Source organism: Pseudonocardia sp. ICBG1293 (genome assembly GCF_020131355.1).
Taxonomy (GTDB): Bacteria; Actinomycetota; Actinomycetes; order Mycobacteriales; family Pseudonocardiaceae; genus Pseudonocardia.
Genome location: NZ_JAHLEL010000053.1, coordinates 262,211 through 286,191, shown reverse-complemented (window position 1 = coordinate 286,191; position 23,981 = coordinate 262,211). Strand labels below are relative to the sequence as shown.

At 77.1% G+C, this 23,981-nt stretch carries 22 protein-coding genes; 17 read left to right on the top strand and 5 right to left on the bottom strand.

Annotation, left to right across the window (positions count from 1 at the left end; translation table 11 throughout):
- Positions 1-32: 32 nt before the first annotated feature.
- From KPF47_RS30175 to KPF47_RS30165, 3 genes are all read right to left on the bottom strand, one after another.
- Positions 33-1,229, bottom strand: a complete 1,197-nt coding sequence (locus KPF47_RS30175; protein WP_224392190.1) for a S8 family serine peptidase — start codon at positions 1,227-1,229, stop codon at positions 33-35.
- Positions 1,230-1,386: 157 nt separating this feature from the next.
- A complete protein-coding gene (locus KPF47_RS30170) occupies positions 1,387-2,379 on the bottom strand; it encodes a hypothetical protein (protein ID WP_224392189.1) in 993 nt (330 codons plus the stop codon).
- On the bottom strand, positions 2,349-2,780 hold the full coding sequence (locus KPF47_RS30165) for an EsaB/YukD family protein (RefSeq protein ID WP_224392188.1): 432 nt from the start codon (positions 2,778-2,780) through the stop codon (positions 2,349-2,351). Before KPF47_RS30165 ends, KPF47_RS30170 begins: the two co-directional genes overlap by 31 nt.
- Before the next feature lie 1,089 nt (positions 2,781-3,869).
- Here KPF47_RS30165 and eccCb point away from each other — a divergent pair.
- From eccCb to KPF47_RS30120, 9 genes are all read left to right on the top strand, one after another.
- A complete protein-coding gene (eccCb, locus tag KPF47_RS30160) occupies positions 3,870-6,767 on the top strand; it encodes a type VII secretion protein EccCb (protein WP_308015533.1) in 2,898 nt (965 codons plus the stop codon).
- Positions 6,764-8,479: a type VII secretion-associated protein gene (locus KPF47_RS40510; RefSeq protein ID WP_224392187.1), complete on the top strand. Its 1,716-nt coding sequence runs from the start codon at positions 6,764-6,766 to the stop codon at positions 8,477-8,479. Before eccCb ends, KPF47_RS40510 begins: the two co-directional genes overlap by 4 nt.
- 14 nt (positions 8,480-8,493) lie before the next feature.
- A complete protein-coding gene (locus KPF47_RS30150) occupies positions 8,494-8,784 on the top strand; it encodes a WXG100 family type VII secretion target (protein ID WP_224392186.1) in 291 nt (96 codons plus the stop codon).
- 231 nt (positions 8,785-9,015) lie between these two features.
- Positions 9,016-9,459: a 50S ribosomal protein L13 gene (gene rplM, locus KPF47_RS30145; RefSeq protein WP_224392185.1), complete on the top strand. Its 444-nt coding sequence runs from the start codon at positions 9,016-9,018 to the stop codon at positions 9,457-9,459.
- 29 nt (positions 9,460-9,488) lie between these two features.
- Positions 9,489-10,064 carry a 30S ribosomal protein S9 gene (gene rpsI, locus KPF47_RS30140; RefSeq protein WP_224392184.1) on the top strand — a complete coding sequence of 192 codons (576 nt, stop codon included), beginning with the start codon at positions 9,489-9,491 and terminating at the stop codon, positions 10,062-10,064.
- 11 nt (positions 10,065-10,075) lie between these two features.
- The gene (gene glmM, locus KPF47_RS30135) at positions 10,076-11,413 is read left to right on the top strand and encodes a phosphoglucosamine mutase (RefSeq protein WP_224392183.1); all 1,338 of its coding nucleotides are present in this window, start codon (positions 10,076-10,078) and stop codon (positions 11,411-11,413) included.
- 145 nt (positions 11,414-11,558) lie between these two features.
- A complete protein-coding gene (locus KPF47_RS30130) occupies positions 11,559-11,834 on the top strand; it encodes a hypothetical protein (protein WP_224392182.1) in 276 nt (91 codons plus the stop codon).
- Positions 11,828-12,262 carry a hypothetical protein gene (locus KPF47_RS30125; protein WP_224392181.1) on the top strand — a complete coding sequence of 145 codons (435 nt, stop codon included), beginning with the start codon at positions 11,828-11,830 and terminating at the stop codon, positions 12,260-12,262. Before KPF47_RS30130 ends, KPF47_RS30125 begins: the two co-directional genes overlap by 7 nt.
- 150 nt (positions 12,263-12,412) lie before the next feature.
- Positions 12,413-12,805: a zinc-binding dehydrogenase gene (locus tag KPF47_RS30120; RefSeq protein ID WP_224392279.1), complete on the top strand. Its 393-nt coding sequence runs from the start codon at positions 12,413-12,415 to the stop codon at positions 12,803-12,805.
- A 180-nt stretch (positions 12,806-12,985) separates the two neighbouring features.
- Here the strand turns inward: KPF47_RS30120 and KPF47_RS30115 are convergent, their stop codons facing one another.
- Positions 12,986-13,879, bottom strand: coding sequence for a dienelactone hydrolase family protein (locus KPF47_RS30115; protein WP_224392180.1), 894 nt, complete (start codon positions 13,877-13,879; stop codon positions 12,986-12,988).
- A 117-nt stretch (positions 13,880-13,996) separates the two neighbouring features.
- Between KPF47_RS30115 and glmS the strand changes: the two genes are divergently transcribed.
- The 8 genes from glmS to rimI all read left to right on the top strand — a co-directional run bounded on the left by glmS (position 13,997) and on the right by rimI (position 23,084).
- Positions 13,997-15,856: a glutamine--fructose-6-phosphate transaminase (isomerizing) gene (gene glmS / locus KPF47_RS30110; RefSeq protein ID WP_224392179.1), complete on the top strand. Its 1,860-nt coding sequence runs from the start codon at positions 13,997-13,999 to the stop codon at positions 15,854-15,856.
- A gap of 87 nt (positions 15,857-15,943) precedes the next feature.
- Positions 15,944-17,497: an NAD(P)H-hydrate dehydratase gene (locus KPF47_RS30105; protein ID WP_224392178.1), complete on the top strand. Its 1,554-nt coding sequence runs from the start codon at positions 15,944-15,946 to the stop codon at positions 17,495-17,497.
- 10 nt (positions 17,498-17,507) lie between these two features.
- The gene (gene argG, locus KPF47_RS30100) at positions 17,508-18,932 is read left to right on the top strand and encodes an argininosuccinate synthase (protein WP_224392177.1); all 1,425 of its coding nucleotides are present in this window, start codon (positions 17,508-17,510) and stop codon (positions 18,930-18,932) included.
- 38 nt (positions 18,933-18,970) lie between these two features.
- Positions 18,971-20,179: an alanine racemase gene (gene alr / locus KPF47_RS30095; protein ID WP_374108917.1), complete on the top strand. Its 1,209-nt coding sequence runs from the start codon at positions 18,971-18,973 to the stop codon at positions 20,177-20,179.
- Positions 20,176-21,429: an alpha/beta fold hydrolase gene (locus KPF47_RS30090; RefSeq protein ID WP_224392175.1), complete on the top strand. Its 1,254-nt coding sequence runs from the start codon at positions 20,176-20,178 to the stop codon at positions 21,427-21,429. Before alr ends, KPF47_RS30090 begins: the two co-directional genes overlap by 4 nt.
- Positions 21,426-21,902, top strand: coding sequence for a tRNA (adenosine(37)-N6)-threonylcarbamoyltransferase complex ATPase subunit type 1 TsaE (tsaE, locus tag KPF47_RS30085; RefSeq protein WP_224392174.1), 477 nt, complete (start codon positions 21,426-21,428; stop codon positions 21,900-21,902). The genes KPF47_RS30090 and tsaE overlap by 4 nt, the downstream gene beginning before the upstream one ends.
- A gap of 10 nt (positions 21,903-21,912) precedes the next feature.
- Entirely contained in the window at positions 21,913-22,602 is a 690-nt protein-coding gene (gene tsaB, locus KPF47_RS30080) for a tRNA (adenosine(37)-N6)-threonylcarbamoyltransferase complex dimerization subunit type 1 TsaB (RefSeq protein ID WP_224392173.1), read from the top strand.
- Positions 22,599-23,084 carry a ribosomal protein S18-alanine N-acetyltransferase gene (rimI, locus tag KPF47_RS30075; protein WP_224392172.1) on the top strand — a complete coding sequence of 162 codons (486 nt, stop codon included), beginning with the start codon at positions 22,599-22,601 and terminating at the stop codon, positions 23,082-23,084. Before tsaB ends, rimI begins: the two co-directional genes overlap by 4 nt.
- Here rimI and KPF47_RS30070 read toward each other — a convergent pair.
- Positions 23,063-23,974, bottom strand: a complete 912-nt coding sequence (locus KPF47_RS30070; RefSeq protein WP_224392171.1) for an aldo/keto reductase — start codon at positions 23,972-23,974, stop codon at positions 23,063-23,065. The genes rimI and KPF47_RS30070 overlap by 22 nt on opposite strands.
- Between the last annotated feature and the right edge of the window lie 7 nt (positions 23,975-23,981).

Sequence of the window (23,981 nt, the reverse complement as noted above, 5' to 3'; positions counted from 1 at the left end):
CCGGTGCCGGCCCGGATCGACCTCGTCGTGGCTCAGGACCGGCGGGCCCGGCGGCGGAGTCCCGCCAGCGCCGCGACGAGGGCCCCGCCGGCCGCGGCGACCGCGCCGACCCCGGCCACCACCGGGAGGTCCGGAGGTGTGGCCGGGGCGAGGGGCAGCGGTGCCCGCCCGGCCCCGGGTACGCCGGCGCGGCCGCCGGGCTCGTCCGGGACCAGGAGCAGCGGCTCGGCGGTCAGCGCGGCCTCGGGGTCGAGGACGCCGTGGCCGGTCCGGCCGTCGCCCGCGGTGGGTCGGGCGGTGGCGCGCAGCCGGTCGGCGACCTGGCGCGGGGTGAGCATCGGGAACCGTTCCCGCAGCAGCGCCGCGGTCCCGGCGACGAGCGGTGCCGAGTACGAGGTGCCGCGGACCACCGCACCGGCCGGCCCGGACGGCCGGGGCAGGTCCTGCCCGGGCGCGGCGAGGTCGACCCACGGCCCCGGGACGGAGAAGTCGCCGGGGACGTCGTCGCCGTCGACCGCGCCGACCGCGACGACCGTGTCGTAGGACGCGGGCAGCGGCCGCAGGTCGGGGTCGCCGGTGCAGGTCCCGCTCCCGTCGACGTTCCCGGCCGCGGCGACGACGAGCACCCCGGCCCGCTCGGCACCGTCCACGGCCTCGCGCAGCGCGGCCCCCGCGGCGTCGACGAGCGCGGACGGCACGCACACCACCTCGGACACGTTGACCACGCTCGCGCCGAGCGCGACGGCCCGGTCGATGGCCGCGGCGAGCGTCCGGATCTCCCCGGCGGGCCGCTCGGCGCCGTCGGGACCGCGCACGGCGAAGCGTCCCGAGGACTGGCGCAGCGACAGGATGCGGGCGCCCGGGGCGATGCCCGCCCCGAGCCCGGTGACGGGGTCGGCGGCTCCGGCGAGGAGCAACGCGACGTCGGAGCCGTGGCCGTCGCAGTCGGTGAGGCCGTCGTCGCCGGTGAGGTAGTCCCCACCGCCGCTCAGCCGCCCGGCCAGCCGGGGCATCGGCGCGACCCCGGTGTCGACGACGGCGACCAGCTGGCCCGCACCGGTGGCGAGCCCCGGCGGCGGCTGCGGGACCGCGCCGCGGGCGGCGCCCGGACCGTCGTCGCCGGGCGGGGTGCACGCCGCGGTCTGCCGCAACCCGTCGGCGGGCCCCGGCGGCCCGGGCTCGGCCGCCGCGACGACCGGCCGCGTCCACACCCCTTCGCCTGCTGCCACACCCGGTGCGGGGGTGTGGCGACCCCACAGGGGGTGTGGACGCCGCAGGCCGCGGCGGGGGTCACGGCGGTGGGTGCGGGGGACGGGGGCGCGGTGGGGAGGGGGAGCGCGAGCAGGGACGCCGCCAGCAACGGCACCGCCCGCCGGGCCGGGCCGGTCACAGGGTGCGGACCAGGGCGAACAGGCCCATCGCGGCCAGCGCGGCGGGCACCGCGGCGGCGGTGAGGACCAGCTCGCACACGTCGAGCGCCCGGCGGGCGGGCGGTGACGGCGTCGCGCGGGCCGCCGCGGCACCCGCGCCGACCGCGAGCAGCAGCCCGGCCGCGACGGCCAGGCGCGGCGCGGGGTCGAGGGCGAGCGCGGCCGGGACGGCGGCGACGGCGACGGCGACGACCGCGGCGCCGGCCAGGATCCGGGCCGCCGCGGGCTCGACGAGGGCGCGGGCCCGCAGGAGCAGCACCGCCGCCGTCACCACCAGCAGCAGCCCGCCGGTCCAGCCCCCGGTCGCGGCGACGGCGGCGGCCCCGGCGGCCGTGACGGCGGTGCCGGCCAGCGTCCCGGCGTACAGGCCCCGGGCCAGACCGGCCCGGGCGGTGAGCTCCGCGCCGGGCAGCACCCGCTCGGCGCCCGCGACGGACCCGGCGTCGGTCGGGACGGCCGGGGCCGGGACGCCGGCCAGGCGCAGCGCCAGCCGGGGCAGCAGGGTCCCGGCGGCCAGCGCGGGGGCGGCGAGACCGGCGGCGACCGCCGTCACCGGGGCCTCCAGCAGGAGCCGGGCCAGCGCCGCGGCCGCCGCCCCGGACGCGGCCAGCGCGACGGCCAGCAGGACCGGGGACGCCGCGCGCGCGACGGCCTGGCCCGCCGCCGCGGCCAGCCCGGCACCGGCCGCGGCGAGCAGCAGCGCCCCCGCCCCGGGGGGTGCCGGCAGCGCGGTGAGTCCGGCCGTCGCCGCGGCGGGGACCGCGCAGAGTGCGGCGCCGGTCGTGAGCCGGTCGTCGTGGCGGGCCCGGTGGGCGACCAGCAGCGCACCGGCGGCACCGGCGGCGGCCAGCGCACCCGCCCACGGCCGCCACGGTCCGTCCACGGTGGACAGGATCGCGCCCGCGGCGGCGGTCGCCGTCACCGCGGCCGCCGCGCCGGACCAGCGCACCGCGGGGAGGCGTCGGCCGCCCCGCGCACCACACCGGCGACGGTCTCGGCGGCGTCGTCGAGGACCGGTGGCGCGGGTGTCGGCCGCGGTGGGCCCAGGTGCAGCAGCTCGCCCTCGCGCACGCCGAGCTCGTCGAGGGTGGCGTCGGCCGGGAGCGGACCGCCCGCCGGGCCGGTGAACCGCCAGGCCCGAGGGGTGTCGGTGGCGGCGCGGCCCAGCAGCTCGCGCACCATCGGGACCAGCTCGGCGACGGCGACGTCGGCGGGCAGGGCCACGTCGAGGCGCCCGCGCGGGGTGTGCACCCCGACCCGGGTCCAGCGGCCGGGCAACGGTCCGGGGGCGGCACCGGACGTCGCGTCGTCGGGGCCGGTCGCGGACGGTGCGGGCAGGACGGAGGTCACGAGCGGCTCCCTGACAGATCTCTCCGAACGGCCCCGGCGGGCCCGGGGCGGCTGCGAGTATCCGACGGCCCCGGTGCCGCCGTGGGCGTTCGGGAGAAGCGTGAACGGGAGGCGCGGCGATGGCGGGAACGGTCGGGATGCGGCGTCCGCGGCGCTCGGTGCCCGAGCTGCCCGGCGGCGAGCTCGTGCTCGAACCACCACCGGAACCGGAGCGTCCGGTCCCCGGCGGCCTCGTGGCGCGGCTGCTGCCGCTGGCGATGGTCGGCGGGGCGCTGCTGTTCGTCGTGCTCGGCCGGGGGGACACGAGCACCTGGCTGTTCGGCGGGATGTTCGCGCTGTCCGCGTTGGGCATGCTGGCCGGGGGCGGCCGCGGTGCCGGTGCGCGCACCGCGACGATGGACGAGGACCGCCGCGACTACCTGCGCTACCTCGACGTGCTGGGCCACCGCGCCCGTGCGGTCGCGGACGAGCAGCGGCACGCCCTGGAGACCGTCCACCCCGACCCGGCCGCCTGGCCGGACGTGCTCGCCGCGGACCGGCTGTGGGAGCGCCGCCCGGGCGACGACGACTTCGGCCGGCTGCGCGCCGGGCGCGGCACCCAGCTGCTCGCCACCCGGCTCACCGCCCCGCACACCGGTCCGATGGAGACACTGGAGCCGCTGTCCGCGCTGGCGTTGCGCCGGTTCCTGCGCCGCTGGTCCACCGTGGACGACCTGCCGGTTGCCGTGGACACCCGCGCCTCGGCGACGATCTGGCTCGAACCCGACCCCGACGCCGCTCCGGTGCTCGATCTCGCCAGGGCCCTGGTCGCCCAGTACGTGACCTGGCACGGGCCCGACGACGCGCGTCTCGCCGTCGTCGCGCCGGGGGGTGCTGCCGCGCGCTGGGAGTGGGCGAAGTGGCTGCCGCACGTGGCGCACCCACGGCTCCGCGACGCCGTCGGGCCCGTCCGGATGATCACCGACGACCCGGACCGGGTGCGGCGGTGGTGGGTCGACGAGCCGTCCGCGGCCCAGCAGCACCTGCTCGTCGTGCTCGACGGGGCGGGCCGACACCCCCGGTGCGTGGGCCGGTCTGCCCGGCGTCACCGTGCGGCGGCTGGGTCCCGCAGGCGGGCGCAGGCCCGCGGCGTCGGTGCTGCGCCTGGCCGCGGGGACCGGGCCGGACGGCGTCCGCACGCTGCGTCGCGGCGGGCCCGGTGGGCGGGAGGTCGGCGTCCCCGACGGGCTCGTCGTCGCCGAGGCGCTGGCGCTGGCGCGGCGGCTCGCGCGCTACCGCCCGGACGGCGGTCCCGACGTCGTGGTGTCCGGTGTGGACACCCGGTCGACCGGGCTGCCGTCGCTGCTCGGACTGTCCGGGACGGACCCGGCCGGGATCGCGGCGCTGCGGTCGCGGCGCGCGGCGGGGGAGCGGCTGCGCGTCCCGCTCGGCACCGACACCGCGGGCCGGGCGGTGCTGCTCGACCTCAAGGAGTCCGCGCAGGGCGGCGCCGGGCCGCACGGCCTGTGCATCGGTGCGACCGGGTCCGGGAAGAGCGAGCTGCTGCGCACGCTCGTCCTCGGGCTGGTCGCGACGCACACCGCCGAGGAGCTCAACCTCGTGCTCGTCGACTTCAAGGGCGGCGCGACGTTCCTCGGGCTCGCCGGCCTCCCGCACACCTCCGCGGTGATCACCAACCTGGCCGAGGAGCTGACCCTGGTCGACCGGATGGCCGACGCGCTGGCCGGCGAGATCACCCGCCGCCAGGAGGTGCTGCGCGCCGCGGGGAACCTGTCGTCGCTGGCCGAGCACGACGCGCTCCGCCGGGGCGGGGCGCCGCTCGCGGCACTGCCGTCGCTGCTGGTCGTGGTCGACGAGTTCTCCGAGCTGCTCGCCCAGCGGCCGGAGATGATCGACCTGATGGTGACCGTGGGACGGCTCGGCCGCTCGCTCGGCATCCACCTGCTGCTCGCCTCGCAGCGGCTGGAGGAGGGGCGGCTGCGCGGCCTGGAGTCGCACCTGTCCTACCGGATCGCGCTGCGGACGTTCTCCGCCGCGGAGTCCCGCGCGGTGCTGGGCGTGCCCGACGCCCACCTGCTCCCGCCGGCGCCCGGCGCCGCGTACCTGTCCGCGGGCACCGACGAGCTGGTCCGCTTCCGCGCCGCCTACGTCTCCGGCCCGGACACCCCGCGCGTCACCAGCCGCCACGCACCCGGGGCACCGCGGGTCGCGCTGCCGTTCCGCGCGGGTCCGGTCGCGCTGCCCGCGTCCGCCCGGCTCCCGGCCCCGGACCCCGGACCCGCCCCCACCGGCACCGTGGGCGAACGGATCGCCGACGCGGTGTCCGGGCCCGGTCCGCGTGCGCACCGGGTGTGGCTGCCCCCGCTGGCGGAGCCCCCTCCGCTGCCGGTGGTGCTCGGAGAACCGCTGCTGCGTGCCGGACGCGGGTGGTGCGCGCCGGGACCGGTCGGGCGGCTCGCCGCGCCGATCGGGCTCATCGACCGGCCGTACGCCCAGCGACGTGACCCGCTGGTGCTGGACCTGTCCGGCGCGGCCGGGCACCTCGCCGTCGTCGGCGGGCCGCGGTCGGGCAAGTCGACCGCCCTGCGGACCGTCGTCACCGCGCTCGCGCTCACCCACACACCGACCGAGCTGGGCGTGCACGTGCTCGACCTCGGCGGCGGCACGCTCGCGCCGCTGGCCGCGCTGCCGCACGTCGGGACCGTCGCCGACCGCCGGTCCGGCGACCTGGTGCGACGGGTGGTGGCCGAGACCGTCGCCGCCGTCGACGAGCGCGAACGGCTGTTCGCCGCGCACGGCGTCACCGGGATCGAGGAGTTCCGGTCCCGCCGTGCCGCCGGCGACCTCGACGAGGTGGCCGCCACGGACCTGCTGCTGGTCGTGGACGGCTACGCGGCCCTGCGGGCCGGCTTCGAGGACCTGGACGAGAAGCTGACCGCGCTCGCCGCCCGCGGGCTGGCCTACGGCGTGCACCTCGCGCTCTCCGCGGCCCGCTGGGCCGAGATCCGTCCGGCGCTCAAGGACCAGCTCGGCAGCCGGGTCGAGCTGCGTCTGGGCGACCCGTCGGACTCCGAGGTGGACCGGCGCCGGGCCGCCGCGGTGCCCCCGCTGCCTGGGCACGGCCTGTCCGCCGACGGCGAGGCCACGGTCCTGGCCGCACCCTGCCTGACCCCCGGCGCCGACCCGGCCCGGGAGATCGCCGACGCGTGGGACGGCCCCCCGGTCGGCCCGGTGCGGCTGCTGCCCGACCGGATCGAGGTCGCCGAGCTCCCGCCCGGTCCGGGCCGGGGGCCCGCGCTCAGCATCGACGAGGACCGGCTCGGCGCCGTCGAGCTGGACCCGGACGAGCCGCACCTGCTGTGCTTCGCCGACTCCGGCGGTGGCAAGACCACCCTGCTCCGGACCCTCGCCCACGGTATCGCCGCGCGGTGGACGCCCGACCAGGCGCGGATCGTCGTCGTCGACCACCGGCGGACGCTGCTCGGCGGGATCCCGCAGGACCACCTGCTCGCGCACGCCTCGACCGCGCAGGCCACCGCCGAGGTCTGCGCCGAGGTCGCGGGCTCCCTGGGACGGCGGCTGCCCGGCCCGGACGTCACCCCGGCCCAGCTGCGGGAACGGTCGTGGTGGACCGGCCCGGACGTGTGGCTGCTGGTCGACGACTACGACCTCGTCGTCCCCGCCGCCGGGTCGACCGGCCCGCACCCGCTGCTCGCGCTCGCCGAGTACCTGCCGCAGGCCCGCGACGTCGGGCTGCACGTCGTCCTCGCGCGGCGGACCGGCGGCGCGGGACGGGCCCTGTTCGACCCGGTCCTCGGACGGCTGCGCGAGCTCGGCGCCCCCGGGCTGGTCGGCTCCGGAAGCCCCGACGAGGGTGCGTTGCTGGAGAAGGTCCGTCCCGGGCCGATGCCGCCGGGGCGCGGGGTGCTCGTCGACCGGCGGGCCGGGGCGCGACGGGTGCAGCTGGCCTGGACCGAGCCGGGGTGAGCACCCTCGCGGTCGCCGTCCACGACCGCCGCCACGCGGTGCTGCTCGCCGCCGCCGACGGGGACGGGCTGCGCCTGCTCGCCGCCGCCCCACCCGGCACACCCCCGGCGACGGCCGTCGCGGACTTCTTCGTCGACGACCCGCCCGGCGTCGTCGTCCGGGTCGGGACGACGGCGGGCGGTCCCTTCCCGGGGCGCCCGCGGGTGCTGGTGGTCCCGTCCGCGGTCGCGGTGCTCGCGGCGGAACCGGAGCTGCCCGACGGACCGGTGCTGGTCGTCGACGACGACGACGTGACGCTCGTGCGCGACGGCGTGCCCGAACGGGTCGGGGAGCCGGGCGCGGACCTCGCCGCGCTCGTCCGGGCGACCGGGACGGAGCTGGTCGTCGTCGCCCGGACACCGGGCCCGCTCCCGCAGCGGTGCGGGACCGCGGGCACCCGGGGGCCCGCGGGGCCCGGTGCTCCGGCCGGGTACCGGCTCCCGTGCCCGGTGCGCGTCGCCGGGACGCGGCCGGCCGGTGGCGGGTCCCGGGGGCCGGAGACGGCCGCGGTCGTCGGGGCCGCCGTGCTGGGGACCGCCGTGCCGGGGGCCGCCGTGCCGGGGGCCGCGCCGCTCGCCCCGGCGGCCCCCGGGCCCGGGGCCGGACCGGTCGCCGGACCACCCGGGCCGGTCCCGCCGTGGCCCGGCGCACCCGACCCCGCCGGGCCACCCGCCGACCGCCCGGACCGCGCCCGGACGGTGCTCCCGGTCGTCGCCGTGCTGGGTGCGGTGCTGCTCGCCACCGGGCTGCTGTTCGGCGGTGTCTCCCGCCCGGCCGCACCGGACGGGAGCACGGTCGTCCAGTACGGCTACGCCGCCACGCTCCCGGCGGGCTGGGAGCACACCGGTGGCGACCCGCAGCGTCGACGGGTGCTGCTGACCCCCGTCGGCGGCCCGGACGGGGCGGACCTGCTCGTGCTGGAACGCAGCCCCCTCGGTTACGACGCCGGGCGCGAGCCCGACCGGGCCCGCCGCGAGCTCGCCGCGCTGGTCGGCGGGGCGGGTCCGGTGCCCGCGACCGTCGGCGGGCGCGCGGTCCTGCGCTGGAGCGAGGAACCGGGTGACGGGACCGTCGTCGACTGGCACGTGGTGTTCGACGGTGCCGACCAGCTCGTCTCCGGGTGCCGCCGGGCCGTCGCCGCCCCGGTCGCCCCGGCCTGCGCCGAGGTCGTGGCGTCGCTGCACCGGGTGCGGTGCGCGGCACCGGGTGGGTCGTACCCGGCGCGTTCCCGGTCGCGAACGATCCCGGCCGATCGGCCGTGGTGGACCGGGCCGCCCTGTCACTGTGCGCGGGCCGGGGGCACCGCGTCCCCGGGCCCGGACGCCGCGCACGCGGCCGTCCGGGCACCGAGACGGGGACGAGGTGGGCTCATGGCCGACGGGTTCGGCACGACGACCGAGGAGATGGTCCGCGCGGCGGACCGGGTGCGGGCGGTGAGCGACGCCGTCAACGGCGAGCTCGGCCGGTTGCGCAGCCAGCTGGGACCGCTGCAGGGCCAGTGGTCGGGCACCGCGGCGACCGCGTTCGCCCAGCTCATGGCCAAGTGGGACACCGAGGCGCGTCGGCTGAACGAGGCGCTGGGCGCGATCGGGGAGCAGCTCGGCGGCACGGCGACGACGTACCAGCAGCAGGAGGACCAGAACCGCACCGCCATCACGTCGGTGCTCGGGTGAGGGGGAGCGACACCGTGGGATCCGAGATCAAGGTCACGTTCAGCGCGCTCGACCAGGCGTCGGCCGACACCGTCGCCACGACCGCGCGCATCAACTCCCAGCTCGAGGACCTCCGGCGCCACCTGGCACCGATGGTCGCGGCCTGGACCGGCGACGCGGCGACCACCTACCGGGCGTCGCAGCAGAAGTGGGACACCTCGGCCGCCGAGCTGACCACCACCCTGGGCGCCATCGGGAGGCTGGTCGGCCAGGCCGGCCAGAACTACCGGGCCACCGAGCAGGCGAACCGGGCCCGGTTCGCCTGACCCCCGGTCCGGGGCCGGACGACCCCCTGCGTCCGCCCCCGGGACCGGCGGGTACGCTTGGCTCTCGTTGTGCAGCGGTGGAGACCCGCGGGCGCCGTCCTCCGGCGACAGCGGCGGGATCGAGCGTCCCTCCGGCGTCCACCAGCAGCACGCTGAGGAACCAGAGACTAGAGAGTGGGCCGGAACCCGTGCGGACGGCCCACCAGCCGAGAACGACGACGAGGTAGATCCGTGCCCACGTACAGCCCCAAGCCCGGCGACATCCAGCACGCCTGGCACGTGATCGACGCCGAGGACGTGCGCCTCGGTCGGCTCGCCACCCACGCCGCCACGCTGCTGCGCGGGAAGCACAAGCCGACCTACGCCCCGCACGTCGACAACGGCGACTTCGTGGTCATCGTGAACGCGGAGAAGATCTCGGTGTCGGGCAACAAGCGCACCGACAAGTTCGTCTACCGCCACTCCGGCTTCCCGGGTGGCCTCCGCCAGCGCTCCGTCGGCGAGATGATCGACAGCCAGCCCGACCGCCTCGTCGAGAAGGCGATCAAGGGCATGCTGCCGAAGAACCGTCTCGGCCGCGCCATGGCCAAGAAGCTGAAGGTCTACGCCGGCCCGGCGCACCCGCACGAGGCCCAGAAGCCGCAGCCGTTCGAGATCAAGCAGGTCACCCAGTGACCACCCCGAGCAACGAAGAGGGACAGCCCGTGACCAGCCCCGAGAACGGACCCGACGAGGTCGTCGACGCGGTCGAGACCGAGGGTGCGGCCGCCGAGGCGACCGAGGCCGAGGCCACCGAGGTCGCCGAGACCGAGGTCGCCGACGTCGACTACACCATCGGTGACGCCGCCGACTTCGACGCCGACGAGTTCGCCGCCGAGGCCCCCGTGCTGGGCGACCGCCCGGTCCAGACCGTCGGCCGCCGCAAGGAGGCCGTCGTCCGCGTGCGGCTGCTGCCGGGCACCGGTGGGTTCACCCTGAACGGCAAGCCGCTCGAGGTGTACTTCCCGAACAAGCTGCACCAGCAGATCGTCAAGGAGCCGCTGGTCCTCGTCGAGAAGACCGAGCGCTTCGACATCTTCGCCAACCTCAAGGGTGGCGGCACCGCGGGCCAGGCCGGCGCGCTGCGCCTGGCCATCGCCCGTGCGCTGGTCGAGCTGGACTCCGAGGACCGCCCGCCGCTGAAGAAGGCCGGCTGGCTGACCCGGGACGCCCGCGCCGTCGAGCGCAAGAAGTACGGCCTCAAGAAGGCCCGCAAGGCGCCCCAGTACTCCAAGCGCTGATCGCACACCGGATGCCTCGTCTCTTCGGAACCGACGGCGTCCGGGGCCTGGCCAACGGCGAACTCCTCACTCCGGAGTTCGCCGTTGGCGTCTGTGCCTCGGCCGCCCGCACGCTCTCGGACGGCTCCGGCCGCCGGCCCCTCGCGGTCGTCGGGCGCGATCCGCGCGCGAGCGGCGAGATGCTCGAGGCCGCGGTCGTCGCCGGGCTCACCTCGGCCGGTGCGGACGCGATCCGGGTCGGCGTGCTGCCGACCCCGGGCGTCGCGCACCTGGTCGCCCAGACCGGTGCCGATCTCGGCGTGATGATCTCCGCCTCGCACAACCCGATGCCCGACAACGGCATCAAGCTCTTCGCCGCGGGCGGCCACAAGCTGCCCGACGACGTCGAGGACGCGATCGAGCGGCAGTTCGCCGAGGGCCTCGGCGCCCGTCCGACCGGTGCGGACATCGGCAGGGTCTGGGACGCCCCGGACGCCACCGACGTCTACGTCGAGCACCTGCTGTCCGCCACGCCCGGTTCGCTGACCGGGCTGCGCGTGGTCGTCGACTGCGCGCACGGCGCCGCGGCGCTGGCCGCGCCGGAGGCCTACCGGCAGGCGGGCGCGGACGTCATCGCGCTGCACGCCGAGCCGGACGGTCTCAACATCAACGACGGTGTCGGCTCGACCCACCTGGACCCGCTGCGGTCCGCGGTGCGCGAGCACGGCGCCGACCTCGGCATCGCCCACGACGGCGACGCCGACCGCTGCCTGGCGGTGGACGAGACCGGCGCCGTCGTCGACGGTGACCGGATCATGGCCGTGCTGGCGCTCGCCATGCGCGACGCCGGCGAGCTCGCCCACGACACCCTGGTCGCCACGGTGATGAGCAACCTGGGTCTGCACCTCGCCATGCGCGAGGCCGGGATCGGCCTGGACACGACCAGGGTCGGTGACCGCTACGTGCTGGAGCGGCTGCGCGAGGGCGGGTTCACCCTGGGCGGTGAGCAGTCCGGGCACGTGGTGCTGCCGGGCCACGCCACCACCGGCGACGGCCTCCTGACGGCCCTGCGGCTCATGGCGCGGGTGGCGCAGACCGGTACCCCGCTGGCCGAGCTGGCCTCGGTGGTCACCGTGCTGCCGCAGGTCCTGCGCAACGTGCCCGTCGCCGACAAGGATGCGGTCGCCGCGTCCTCCGACGTGGCCGAGGCCGTCGCGAAGGCCGAGGCCGAGCTGGGCGAGACCGGGCGGGTGCTGCTGCGCCCCTCGGGTACCGAGCAGCTCGTGCGGGTGATGGTCGAGGCGCCCACCGAGGGCGAGGCCGACGCCGTCGCGGGCCGGCTGGCCGACATCGTCGCCGCCGCACGCTGATCGTTCGCGCGGACCGGGGCCGCCATCCCTGCGGGGGTGGCGGCCCCGACGTCGTTCCCGGGGGTCGTCGCGGCGACCGTTCGCGATCGCGAACCGGTTCGCGGGTCCGGGCCCGCCCGCCCGGGACGGCCCGCACGCTGGGACGATGCGACCGGACGTGCGGCGGGACCCCGACGGGCTGGAGCGTGTGGCCCGTGGGCTGGACGACCTGGCGGCCGGGCTGACCGGCGCCCCGGCGACCGGGGACGGTGACGGGGCCCGTGCGGTCCGGCTGCGGCGGGTCGTGGACGAGCTGACGGTGCTGGCCGACGCGGCCCGGCGCGCCGCGACCGCGGCGAGGACCGCCGACGCCGGCGCGGCCGCGGCGCTCCGCGGCGCCGATCGGCACGGTCCCGCCGTCGACGGGGAGCCACCGTGCTGATCGACGGGACGGGCGACGCTGTCGCGGACCACGCCGGGGCCCTGCGTGCGCTGGTGGACCGGCTCGACGACACCGCCGGACTGCTGGCGGGGATCCGCGCCGCCGTCGCCGACGCGTGGGACGACCCGGCCGGGGAGGCGGTGGCCGCCCGGCTCGACCTCGTCGGCCGCGAGGTGCACCGGCTGGCCGACGAGGCCGCCCGGGACGCGGCCCGCGCCGAGGACGCCGTACCCGCCGGACCGGTGGCGACGCACCGGGACACCGCGGAGTGCCCCGGCTCGGCACGGCCCGGCGGGACCGGTCCCGGCGGCGACGACCCGGTGCGGCCGGACGGCACCGGTATGCGCCTGCCCGGGCTGACCGGGACGCGCGTGGGCGACCGTCGTGGTCCCCTGGCGCCCGCACCCGTGGACCCGCCCGTCCGGTGAGCCGGGTGTCCCGGGCCGGCGTGTCAGAGGTCCGGGGTCACCAGGTCCGCCTCGATCTCCGCCGCGGCCTGCAGCAGCCGCGGGAGATGGCGCCCGGTCAGCTCCTCGCGCGAGGCCACGCCCACGTGGGTCGACACGTTCACCGCCGCGATCACCGGGCGACGGCGCCGTGCCCGGGAGCTCGGAGCCGAGGAACTCGTCCCCGGGGAGGTGTTCGGCACGGTGTTCGAGACCTCCGGCGCGCCCGCCGCCTGGTCGACGTCGACCGGCGCCGTCGACCGGGCCGGGACGCTGCTGCTCATCGGCCGGCACGACGGCCCCTCCCCGGTGAACACCCACGACCTGGTGCAGCGGCAGGTCACGGTCACCGGATCGCTGATCTACGACCACCCGGACGACTTCGCCTCGGCGCTCGCGGACCTCCCCGCCGTCGCCGAGGCCCTGGTGGGGCTGATGGAGCCCGAGCCGTTCGGACTCGACCGGGCCGCCGCCGCGTTCGACGCCGTCACCGCCGCCGACCGGAAGGTCTGGCTGGCTCCCTGACCCCGCCGGCACGGCCCGCGTCCGCGCGGTGATCCGCGGTCCGCGCGCGTCCGGACACACGCGGAGAACGGATCACAGTGCGGGCGGAGGATCACCGCGCGAGCGGAGGATCACCGCGCGGGCGGGGGATCACCGCGCGGACCGCGGCTCGCCGCGCCGGGCGGTGCGGCCGTGCCCGGATCAGCCGTTGATGCCCAGCAGCCCCGACGACGACTGCTGCTCCTGCTCGTCCTGGGGCTCCGGGGTGAGGTCCACCAGCGGCGCCCCGGGCACGTTCCCCGAGGTCAGCGAGGACACCCGCTTCTCGCCCTGCAGCTCCTGCATGAGGAACGCGGTCACCAGCGCGCGGGCGATCTTCCGGGTGCGGTGCTGCGGGCGGTTCTGCAGCAGGAGGCTCGTCCAGTGCCTGCCCTCGCAGAACCCGAGGTGACCGGCCTTCTCGATCTCGCGCAGCGTCACGTCGCCGCCGGCCTCGTGCCCGGCGGCGGCGATGCGCTGCGCGTGTCCCTCCATCGGGGCCAGCGAGTCCAGCGACGCGGCCAGGTGCAGCGTGGGGACACCCACGGCGGGGGCCGCCTCGATCGCCGACGGCTTGACCTCCGAGGCCGCGAGGGTGACCAGCGCGCCGAGGCGCTCGCGGCGGGCCGCGGCGAGGACGGCGGCGCCGCCGCCGGTGCCGTGCCCGACCAGGGCGGTCTTGCGCGCGTCGACGGAGACGTGGCCGTCGCCCAGGCGGACGCCGACGCACACGTCCAGGACGGTGTTCAGGTCCGAGGCGAACCGGGCGACGCTGGGCACCGGACCACGCTGGGTGTCCGGCGCCGCGGCGACGAACCCCCAGGTCGCGAGGTGGCGCAGCAGCTCGTGGTAGCGGTGCACGGGCTGCAGCCACGCGTGTCCGAGGACCACCGCGGGCAGCTGGTAGCCCTCCGCGGGGGTGTAGACGATGCCCGGCAGCCCGATCAGGCCCAGGTCGCCGTGCTTGACCGGGTTCGGACCCGGACGCGACAGCACACCGAGGGCGTCCTTGGCCCCCTTCATCGACGGGGGGCGGGTCACGCTGGTCCGGGCCACGGACGGCACGGTACCGGTGCAGGTCACCGCCTGCCCGCCTCGCACGGACCACCGGCGTGGCGCCGGTCGCACCCGTCGCCGGGAGGCCGCCGACCGGGCGTCGATACGCTCCCCGGTATGTGTGGCATCGTCGGTTACGTCGGTCATCGGTCCGCACTCGACGTCGTCCTGGGCGGCCTGCGACGGCTGGAGTACCGCGGTTACGACTCCGCCGGCGTCGCGCTGCCCCACGACGGTGAGCTGCTGGTCGAACGCAAGGCGGGCGCCCTGGCCAACCTGGAGGCCCGGCTCGACGAGATCGGCCGGGACCACTTCACCGGGACCTCGGGCATCGGGCACACCCGCTGGGCCACACACGGCCCGCCCACCGACCGCAACGCCCACCCGCACCGCAGCAGCGACGGCCGGGTGGCCGTCGTCCACAACGGCATCATCGAGAACTTCGTGGAGCTGCGCGCCGAGCTCGAGGCCCAGGGCATCTGGGCGGAGTCCGACACCGACACCGAGACCGCCGCGCACCTGGTCGCGCTCGCCCACGCGCACGGCGACACCGCCGGCGACCTCCCGGCATCGGTGCGGGCCGTCGCGCGCCGGCTGGAGGGCGCGTTCACCCTCGTCGTGACGCACGCCGACGAGCCGGACCGGATCGTGGCGGCCCGCCGCAACTCCCCGCTGGTTCTCGGCATCGGCGACGGCGAGACCTTCCTGGCCTCCGACGTCGCGGCGTTCATCGAGTTCACCCGTGACGCGGTCGAGCTGGGGCAGGACCAGGTCGTGACGATCACCCGCGACGGCTACGACGTCACCGACTTCCACGGGGAGCCGGTCGGGGTCAACCCGTTCGAGGTGACCTGGGACCTCGCCGCCGCCGAGAAGGGCGGCCACGACTACTTCATGCTCAAGGAGATCGAGGAGCAGCCGACCGCGATCGCCGACACCCTGCGCGGGCACCTCGTCGACGGCCGGATCGTCCTCGACGAGCAGCGCCTGACCGACCAGGACCTGCGCGACGTCGACAAGGTGTTCGTCGTGGCCTGCGGCACCGCCTACCACTCGGGGCTGCTGGCCAAGTACGCGATCGAGCACTGGACCCGGATCCCCGTCGAGATCGAGCTGGCCAGCGAGTTCCGCTACCGCGACCCGGTGCTGGACCGCTCCACGCTGGTGGTCGCGATCTCCCAGTCCGGCGAGACCGCCGACACCCTGGAGGCGCTGCGCCACGCCAAGGAGCAGAAGGCCCGGGTGCTGGCCATCTGCAACACCAACGGGGCGCAGATCCCGCGCGAGTCCGACGCGGTCATCTACACCCACGCCGGCCCGGAGATCGGCGTCGCCGCGACCAAGACGTTCACCGCGCAGGTCGCGGCGAACTACCTGGTCGGTCTGGCCCTGGCCCAGGCCCGCGGCACCAAGTACCCGGACGAGGTCGTCCGCGAGTACGAGGCGCTGGAGGCGATCCCGGCCGCCGTCGCCGAGGTGCTGGAGTCCCTCGGCGAGGCGCGCGCGCTCGGGCAGGAGCTGGCGCCGTCGAAGGCGGTGCTGTTCCTGGGGCGTCACGTCGGCTACCCGGTGGCCCTGGAGGGTGCGCTCAAGCTCAAGGAGCTCGCCTACATGCACGCCGAGGCGTTCGCCGCCGGCGAGCTCAAGCACGGCCCGATCGCGCTGATCGAGGACGGGCTGCCGGTCGTGGTGGTGATGCCGTCGCCGAAGGGGCGCGCGGTGCTGCACTCCAAGCTGCTGTCCAACATCCAGGAGATCAAGGCGCGCGGTGCCCGCACCGTGGTGCTCGCCGAGGCCGGCGACGAGACGGTGCGGCCCTTCGCCGACCACCTCTTCGAGCTGCCCGCGGTACCGACGCTGCTGCAGCCGCTGGTCGCCACGATCCCGCTGCAGGTCATCGCGGCCGAGATCGCCCGGGCCCGCGGCTACGACGTCGACAAGCCCCGCAACCTGGCGAAGTCGGTCACCGTCGAGTGATCACCGCTCGGGGAGCGGAGCGCTCGCGACGCGGGCGCCCCGCTCCACGACCGTCGGTCACGGGCGCCCGGCGCTAGTCTCGCGGCCATGCACGCGCTCCACACCGCGGACCAGGTACGGGCGGCCGAGGCGGCCATGATGCGCACCGTCGGCGACGGGGTGCTGATGCGCCGGGCCGCGGCCGGGCTCGCCCACCACGTCGGCGAGTTCCTCGGCTCCACCTACGGCCGCCGGGTGGTGCTGCTCGTCGGGGCGGGTGACAACGGCGGCGACGCGCTGTGGGCCGGCGCCGGGCTGCGCCGCCGGGGCGCGCACGTCACCGCGGTGCTGCTGGCCCCGGACCGCGCGCACCCGGAGGGTCTGGCCGCGCTGCGCCGGGCCCGCGGGCGGGTACTGGCCCTGACCCCCTCCGCCCCGGCCGCCGACCCCGGGGGCACCGGGGCGGGGACCCCGGTCGCCGCCGGTGCCGGCGGGCTCGACGCGGCGCGGGCGCTGGTGGCCGGCGCCGACGTCGTCGTGGACGGGATCGTCGGGATCTCCGGGCGCGGTGCGCTGCGCGACCCGGCGCCGGAGCTGGTCGCCGCCGCCGACGGGGCCGGCGTGCCGATCGTGGCCTGCGACCTGCCCTCGGGGGTCGACGGCGACACCGGGGCGACCGACGGGCCGCACGTGCGCGCCGCGCTGACGGTCACCTTCGGCACCCGCAAACCGGTGCACGCCCTCGCCGCGCCGCTGTGCGGGCCGGTGCGGCTGGTGGACTTCGGGCTCGGGCCCTTCCTGGAGGGGGTCGAGCCGCACGCCCGGGTGCTGTCCGACGCCGACGTCGGCGACCGGTGGCCCGTCCCGGGGCCGGACGACGACAAGTACAGCCAGGGCGTCGTCGGGATCGCGGCCGGGTCGGCCACCTACCCGGGCGCCGCCGTCCTCGCCGCGGGCGCCGCGGCCCTGGCGACCTCCGGGATGGTGCGCTTCGCCGGGTCCGCCGCCGACGAGGTCCGCAGGCACTGGCCGGAGATCGTCGCCACCGGCGACATCACCGACGCGGGCCGCACCCAGGCCTGGGCGGTCGGGCCGGGGCTGGGCACCGGCGGGCAGGGTCTGGCCGTGCTGGAGGAGGCACTGGGCCGGGAGGTGCCGCTCTGCCTCGACGCCGACGCGATCACCCTGCTCGCGCAGCACGCGCACCTGCGGATGCGGATCCACGGCGAGCCCGTCGTGCTCACCCCGCACGCGGGGGAGTTCGCCCGGGTCGCGGGCGAGGTCGGCGCCGACCGGATCGGCGCCGCCCGCCGGGCCGCCGCCGACCTCGGGGTGACGGTGCTGCTCAAGGGGAACGCGACCGTCGTCGCCGCCCCGGACGGACGGGTGCTGGTCGACCCGGCCGCGGACTCCTGGGCCGCGACCGCGGGCTCCGGCGACGTGCTCACCGGCATGATCGGAGCCCTGCTGGCCGCCGGGCTCGACCCGTGGTGGGCGGCGGGCTGCGCCACGCTGGTGCACGCCCGCGCCGCGACCGAGGCCGCCCGCGAGCACGGGCTGCCACCGGTGCCGGCCCCGGCGTCGGCCATGCAGGCGGCGATCCCGGTCGCGCTGCGGGCGGTCCGGGCGGCGGCGTCGGCGGCACCGGCAGCGGGTTGTTAGCGTTCCGCGCGTGCCGAAGATCCTGACCAGCCTCCCCGTCGGCGAGCGCGTCGGCATCGCCTTCTCCGGTGGCCTCGACACCTCCGTCGCGGTCGCGTGGATGCGCGAGAACGGCGCGGTGCCCTACGCCTACACCGCCGACCTGGGGCAGCCCGACGAGCCCGACCTCGTGGCCGTCCGCGAGCGCGCGCTGGAGTACGGCGCCGAGGCCGCCCGCGTCGTCGACTGCCGCCGCGCGCTGGTCGACGAGGGCATCGCCGCGATCGCCTGCGGCGCGTTCCACATCCGCGCCGGCGGGATGCCCTACTTCAACACCACACCGATCGGCCGCGCGGTCACCGGCACGCTGCTGGTCCGCGCCATGGCCGACGACGGCGTCTCGATCTGGGGCGACGGGTCCACCTTCAAGGGCAACGACATCGAGCGGTTCTACCGCTACGGCCTGCTCGCCAACCCCGCGCTGCGCATCTACAAGCCGTGGCTGGACGAGGCGTTCGTCGACCAGCTCGGCGGCCGCGCGGAGATGAGCGCCTGGCTCGGCGAGCGCGAGCTGCCCTACCGGGACTCCGCGGAGAAGGCGTACTCGACCGACGCGAACATCTGGGGCGCCACCCACGAGGCCAAGCGCCTCGAGCACCTCGACACCTCGATCGAGATCGTCGAGCCGATCATGGGTGTGCGGTTCTGGGACCCGGCGGTCACCGTCGACACCGAGGACGTCACCGTCGAGTGGGAGGCCGGACGCCCCGTCGCGATCAACGGTGTCCGCTACGACGACCCGGTCGCGCTGGTCGCCGAGGCCAACCGGATCGGCGGCCGGCACGGCCTGGGCATGACCGACCAGATCGAGAACCGGATCATCGAGGCCAAGAGCCGCGGCATCTACGAGGCCCCGGCGATGGCGCTGCTGTTCGTCACCTACGAGCGGCTGGTGTCGGCGATCCACAACCACGACTCGCTGTCGGCCTACGAGGAGCAGGGCCGTCGCCTCGGCCGGCTGCTCTACGAGGGCCGCTGGCTGGAGCCGCAGTCGCTGATGCTGCGCGAGTCCCTGACCCGCTGGGTCGGCAACGCGGTCACCGGGTCGGTCACCCTGCGGCTGCGCCGCGGCAACGACTGGTCGGTGCTCGACACCCGCGGCCCCGCCCTGGCCTACGCCGAGGACCGGCTGTCGATGGAGCGCGTCGAGGACGCCCCGTTCACCCCGGGTGACCGGATCGGCCAGCTCACCCTGCGGAACCTGGACCTGGCCGACTCCCGCGCGAAGCTGGAGCAGTACTCGGCCACCGGGATGCTGGGCGGCGAGTTCGGCACCTTCGTCGGCGAGGTCGAGGCCGGGCGTGCGGCGGAGATCACCGCGACGCCGTCGGACCCCGACGCCGAGCAGGCAGAGGAGTCCCTCGACCGCGCCGCGATGGAGGCCGGTACCGACTGAGCCGGGTCGAGGGACCGGGGGCGCCGGGACGGGATGCGATGATCGGGGCCGTGTTACCGACGACCGAACCCGCTCCCGGCCCGCGGCCCCGGCCCGGACCGGCCGCACCGGCGGCCGAAGCGGTGGTCGACCTCGACGCCGTTCGGCACAACACCCGGTACCTGTCCGGTCTCGCGTCCGGCGCGGAGACGATGGTCGTGGTCAAGGCCGACGGCTACGGCCACGGCGCCGCCGCGGTCGCCCGGGCGGCGCTGTCGGCCGGGGCGACCCGTCTCGGCGTCGCCACCCTGGACGAGGCGCTCGCGCTGCGTGCCGAGGGCGTCGACGCGCCGCTGCTGTCCTGGCTGCACCTGCCCGACGAGAACTTCGCCGCCGCCGTCGCCGCGGGGGTGGAGCTGTCGGTGTCGGGCCGCGAGCACCTCGCCGCGGTGCTGGCCGGGGCCCGCGCCGCGGGCCGCCCGGTCCGGCTGCACCTCAAGGCCGACACCGGCCTGTCGCGCAACGGCTGCCCGCCCGGACAGTGGCCCGACCTGCTCGACGACGTCGCGGACGGTGTCGCCGACGGCACCTGCGAGGTCGCGGCGGTGTGGTCGCACCTGGCCGCCGCCGACGAGCCGGGCCAGCCCGCCGTCGACAGCCAGGCCGCCCGGCTGCACGCCGCCGCCGCGCTCGTCCGCGACCGCGGGTTCACCCCGCAGCTGCACCTGTGCAACTCCGCGGGCCTGATGACCCGCCCCGACCTGCACCTGGACCTCGTCCGGCCGGGGATCGCCGTCTACGGCCTCGACCCGATCGCCCGGCCCGCCGACAGCCCGCTGCGCCCCGCGATGACGCTGCGCGGCCGGGTGGCGCTCACCAAGACCGTCGAGGCGGGCGAGGGCGTGTCCTACGGCCACGAGTGGGTCGCCCGCGAGCCGCGCACCCTCGCCCTGGTGCCACTGGGCTACGCCGACGGCGTCCCGCGCCGGCTCAACGACGGCGGCCGGATGCGCGTGCGGGTCGGCGGCACCGTCCGGCCGGTCGCCGGGCGGGTCTGCATGGACCAGTTCGTCGTCGACTGCGGGCGGCCGGGGGCGCTGCCGGTCGCGATCGGCGACCCGGTCGAGCTCTTCGGCACCGGGGCGGACGGCGGACCGACCGTCCGCGAGTGGGCCGACGAGCTGGGCACCATCCACTACGAGATCGTCACGGGTGTCCGGGGGCGGGTGCGCCGCACGGTCACCGACGGGCGCGGGGGAGTCGCATGAGCCGCAGGGGATGGACCGTCGCCGGGATCGCGGGCGGTGTGGTCGGCGCGGCGGGAGCCGCGGCCGGGGTCGGCGTCGCCGCACAGCGACGCAAGATCGCCGCCACCCGTCGCAGCCTGGCGACCGAGATGTCCGCGCACACCGGGACGCCGCCGGGCACCGTCGGCGAGGAGATGTCGGTGACGGCCGACGACGGCGTCCGGATCGCCTGCGAGGTGGTCGCCCCGGCCGACGGCTCCGAGCCCGCCCTGACGGTCGTGCTCGTGCACGGCTTCGCCCTCGACCGGCGCACCTGGCAGGAACAGCGGCCGCACCTGGCCGGGCTGACCGGCCCGGCGGTGCGGATGGTGCTCTACGACCAGCGCAGCCACGGCCGGTCCGAGCGGGCACCCGCCGAGTCCTGCACGATCGACCAGCTCGGTCGCGACCTCGACGCCGTCATCCGCGCGCTGGCGCCCGAGGGACCGCTGGTGCTGGTGTCGCACTCGATGGGCGGCATGACGGTGATGGCGCTGGCCGAGCAGCACCCGGAGCTGTTCCACGACCGGGTCGCGGGGGTGGCACTGGTGTCCACCTCGGCGGGGGAGATGGCGTCCTCGGGCCTGCCGGGCACGTTCCTGTCCCGGCGCAACCCGATCATCCGCACCCTCGGCGGGCTGGCCGCGTGGCAGCCCGGTCTGGTCGAGACGGGCCGGCGGGCGCTGGGGGACATCATCTGGGTGTTCACCAAGCGCTTCGCCTACGGTGACCGCCAGGTCGACCCGCGGATGGTCGACCTCGTCGACACGATGATCGACTCGAACGCCGTCGGTGCGCTCACCGACTTCGTCGACACCCTCGGCACCCACGACCGGCTCGCCGCGCTGCCCGGCCTGTCCGGCTGCGAGGTGCTCGTCCTGGCAGGCGACGGCGACCGGATCATCCCGTGGCGGCACAGCGAGGTCATCGCCGAGGCGGTGCCGACCGCCCGGCTGGTCCGGCTGCCCGGCGTCGGGCACATGCCGATGCTGGAGCAGCCCGAGGTCGTCGACGCCGAGCTGGACGCGCTGATCGCCCGCACCACCGAGCGCACCGCGGGCGGCGAGCTGCGGGCCAAGCGTCCGCCGCAGCACTCCGGCGCGGTCGACGAGGAGCAGGCCGCGGCGGCTGGCGGCGCGCTGCAGGGGCTGCTGCGCAGCGCGGGCCGGGTCCGCCGGGGCGGCCGCGCCCCCGCCCGCGCAGGCCGGTCCCGCAGGAAGGACCGTCCGTGATCCCCGCCCCCGGCGCGGACGGCGTCGTCCGGGAGCTGCCGACCGTCGCCGACACCGAGTCCTTCGGCGAGGCGGTCGGGCGCGAGCTGGTGGCCGGTGACGTCGTGCTGCTGGCCGGCCCGCTCGGGGCGGGCAAGACCGCGCTGGTCCGCGGCCTGGCCCGCGGGCTCGGGGTGACCGGCGCGGTGGCCTCGCCGACGTTCGTGATCGCCCGCGAGCACCCGTCCGCGGGGGACGGCCCGGCGCTGGTGCACGTCGACGCGTACCGGCTGGGCGGCCCCGACGGGAGCGTGGACGTGGCGGCCGAGCTGGACGACCTGGACCTGGACACCGAGCTGGCGCGCGCGGTCGTCGCCGTCGAGTGGGGGGTCGGTGTCGCGGAGCGGCTCTCCGGGTCCGCGGTGACCATCGCGCTGGAGCGCCGCGACGACGACACCCGGGTCGCGACGCTGCGCCGCACGGCGCGTCCGTAGGCTCGCGGTCGTGCTGGTACTGGCCCTGGACACCGCGACGACCGTCGTCACCGCCGGTCTCGTCGATCTCGGTCCCGACGGCGGGCCGCGGACCCTCGCCGCCCGCGCGCACGACGGCCGCCGGCACGGCGAGCTGCTGATGCCCGCCGTGCGTGCGCTGTGCGCCGAGGCCGGGCACGGCCTCGGCGAGGTCGGCGCGGTCGTCGTCGGCGCCGGGCCGGGCCCGTTCACCGGCCTGCGGGTCGGGATCGCCTCGGCCGCCGCGCTCGGGCACGCCCTCGGCGTGCCGGTGCACGGCGTCGTCACCCACGACGCGCTCGCGTGGGGGCTGCACACCGGCGGGAACCTGCTGGTCGTCACCGACGCCCGGCGCAAGGAGGTCTACTGGGCCGCCTACGACGCCTCAGACCCCGCCGACGCCCACTCGGTCCGCAGGCTGACCGGCCCGGCCGTCGAGGCCCCGGAGGCGCTGGCCGCCCGCCTGGACGCGCTGGCGATCGGCACCGTGGTGGGCGATCCGGCGTTCGCGCAGCGGCTCGGCCGCGAGATCGGCGGACCCGGCGCCCCGACCGTCGACGGGCTGGTCGGCGTCGCCGCGGCGGACCTGCTCGCCGGCCGGTCCCCGGCCCCGGTCGAGCCGCTCTACCTGCGCCGCCCGGACGCCGTCGAGCCGACCGGGCGCAAGCGCGTCACCGCATGACCGCCACGGTCGCGCTGGGCCCGCTCTACCGCGCCGACGCCCCGCGGTGTGCCGAGCTGGAGCGGCTGCTGTTCCCCGGCGACGACCCGTGGAGCGCCCAGGCGTTCCGCGACGCCGTCACCTCCGGGCAGCTCTACCTCGCCGCCCGCGCCGGGGACGAGCTGGTCGGCTACGCCGGGCTGGCCGTCGTCGCCGGGCTGCCGATGGCCGAGGCGGAGGTGCACACGATCGGCGTCGACCCGGCCTGGCAGGGCCACGGCATCGGTCGGGCCCTGCTGGACGGCCTGCTCGCCGTCGCCGACGAGCTGCGGGCGACGGTGTTCCTGGAGGTGCGCACGGACAACGAGCCGGCGCGCACGCTCTACGAGAGCACCGGGTTCACCGTCGTCGGGGTGCGCAAGCGCTACTACCGGCCCTCGATGGCCGACGCGTACACGATGCGCCGCGAGCGGGCCGGGCGTCAGGACGTGGCGGACAGGTAGGACAGCAGGCGCAGCTCGTCGTGGGTGAGCTCGAGGGTGAGCATCGGCAGCAGCTGGGCCAGCTGCTCGGGGGTGCGCGCGCTGGCCAGCGGCGCGGTCACCGTGGGCTGGGCGGCCAGCCACGCCAGCGCGACGGCCGGGACCGGCACCCCGTACCCGGCGGAGATCTCGTCCAGCCCGGCCAGCACCGCCCGGCCGCGCGAGTCCAGGTACGCCGCCGCCCCCTCGGCCCGCGGGCCCTCCGGTGCGGGGGAGTCCGGCCGGTACTTGCCGGTCAGGAAGCCCTTCGCCAGACCGAAGTACGGGTAGACCGCCAGCGTCGCGGACTCGGCGAGCGGGGCGAGTGCGGCCTCGAAGTCGTCGCGCTCCATCAGGTTGTAGTGCGGCTGGATCGCGGTGAACGCGGTCAGCCCGTCGCGTTCGGAGATCTCCAGCGCCGGGCGCAGCCGCTCGGCGGAGAAGTTCGACGCGCCGATCTCGCGGACCAGGCCCTCGCGGACCAGTGCGTCGAAGGCGTCGAGGGTCTCCTCCTGCGCGGTCGCCTCGTCGTCGCGGTGGGCGTGGTAGAGATCGATCCGGTCGGTGCGCAGCCGGCGCAGCGAGTCCCGGGCCGCGGCCGCGATGTTCTCCGCCGACAGCCCCTCGCGGCCGGGCAGCGCCCCGACCTTGGTGGCGAGGTGCAGCGCGTCGCGGTTGCCGCGGGCGGCCATCCACTCCCCGAGCAGCGTCTCGGACTCGCCGCCGGAGTTGCCCGGTGCCCGCCACGTGTAGGAGTCCGCGGTGTCGATCTTCCGTCCGCCGGCGGCGACGAACGCGTCGAGGATCGCGAACGAGGTCTCCCTGTCTGCCGTCCAGCCGAACACGTTCGCGCCGAGAACCAGGTCAGCCACGTGCCCG

What these genes read in the sequence shown, in the direction of transcription:
- glmM (WP_224392183.1), top strand. Translation starts at nt 10,076, where the DNA reads ATGCCTCGTCTCTTCGGAACCGACGGCGTCCGGGGCCTGGCCAACGGC.
- KPF47_RS30130 (WP_224392182.1), top strand. Translation starts at nt 11,559, where the DNA reads ATGCGACCGGACGTGCGGCGGGACCCCGACGGGCTGGAGCGTGTGGCC.
- glmS (WP_224392179.1), top strand. Translation starts at nt 13,997, where the DNA reads ATGTGTGGCATCGTCGGTTACGTCGGTCATCGGTCCGCACTCGACGTC.
- KPF47_RS30105 (WP_224392178.1), top strand. Translation starts at nt 15,944, where the DNA reads ATGCACGCGCTCCACACCGCGGACCAGGTACGGGCGGCCGAGGCGGCC.
- alr (WP_374108917.1), top strand. Translation starts at nt 18,971, where the DNA reads ATGATCGGGGCCGTGTTACCGACGACCGAACCCGCTCCCGGCCCGCGG.
- KPF47_RS30090 (WP_224392175.1), top strand. Translation starts at nt 20,176, where the DNA reads ATGAGCCGCAGGGGATGGACCGTCGCCGGGATCGCGGGCGGTGTGGTC.
- rimI (WP_224392172.1), top strand. Translation starts at nt 22,599, where the DNA reads ATGACCGCCACGGTCGCGCTGGGCCCGCTCTACCGCGCCGACGCCCCG.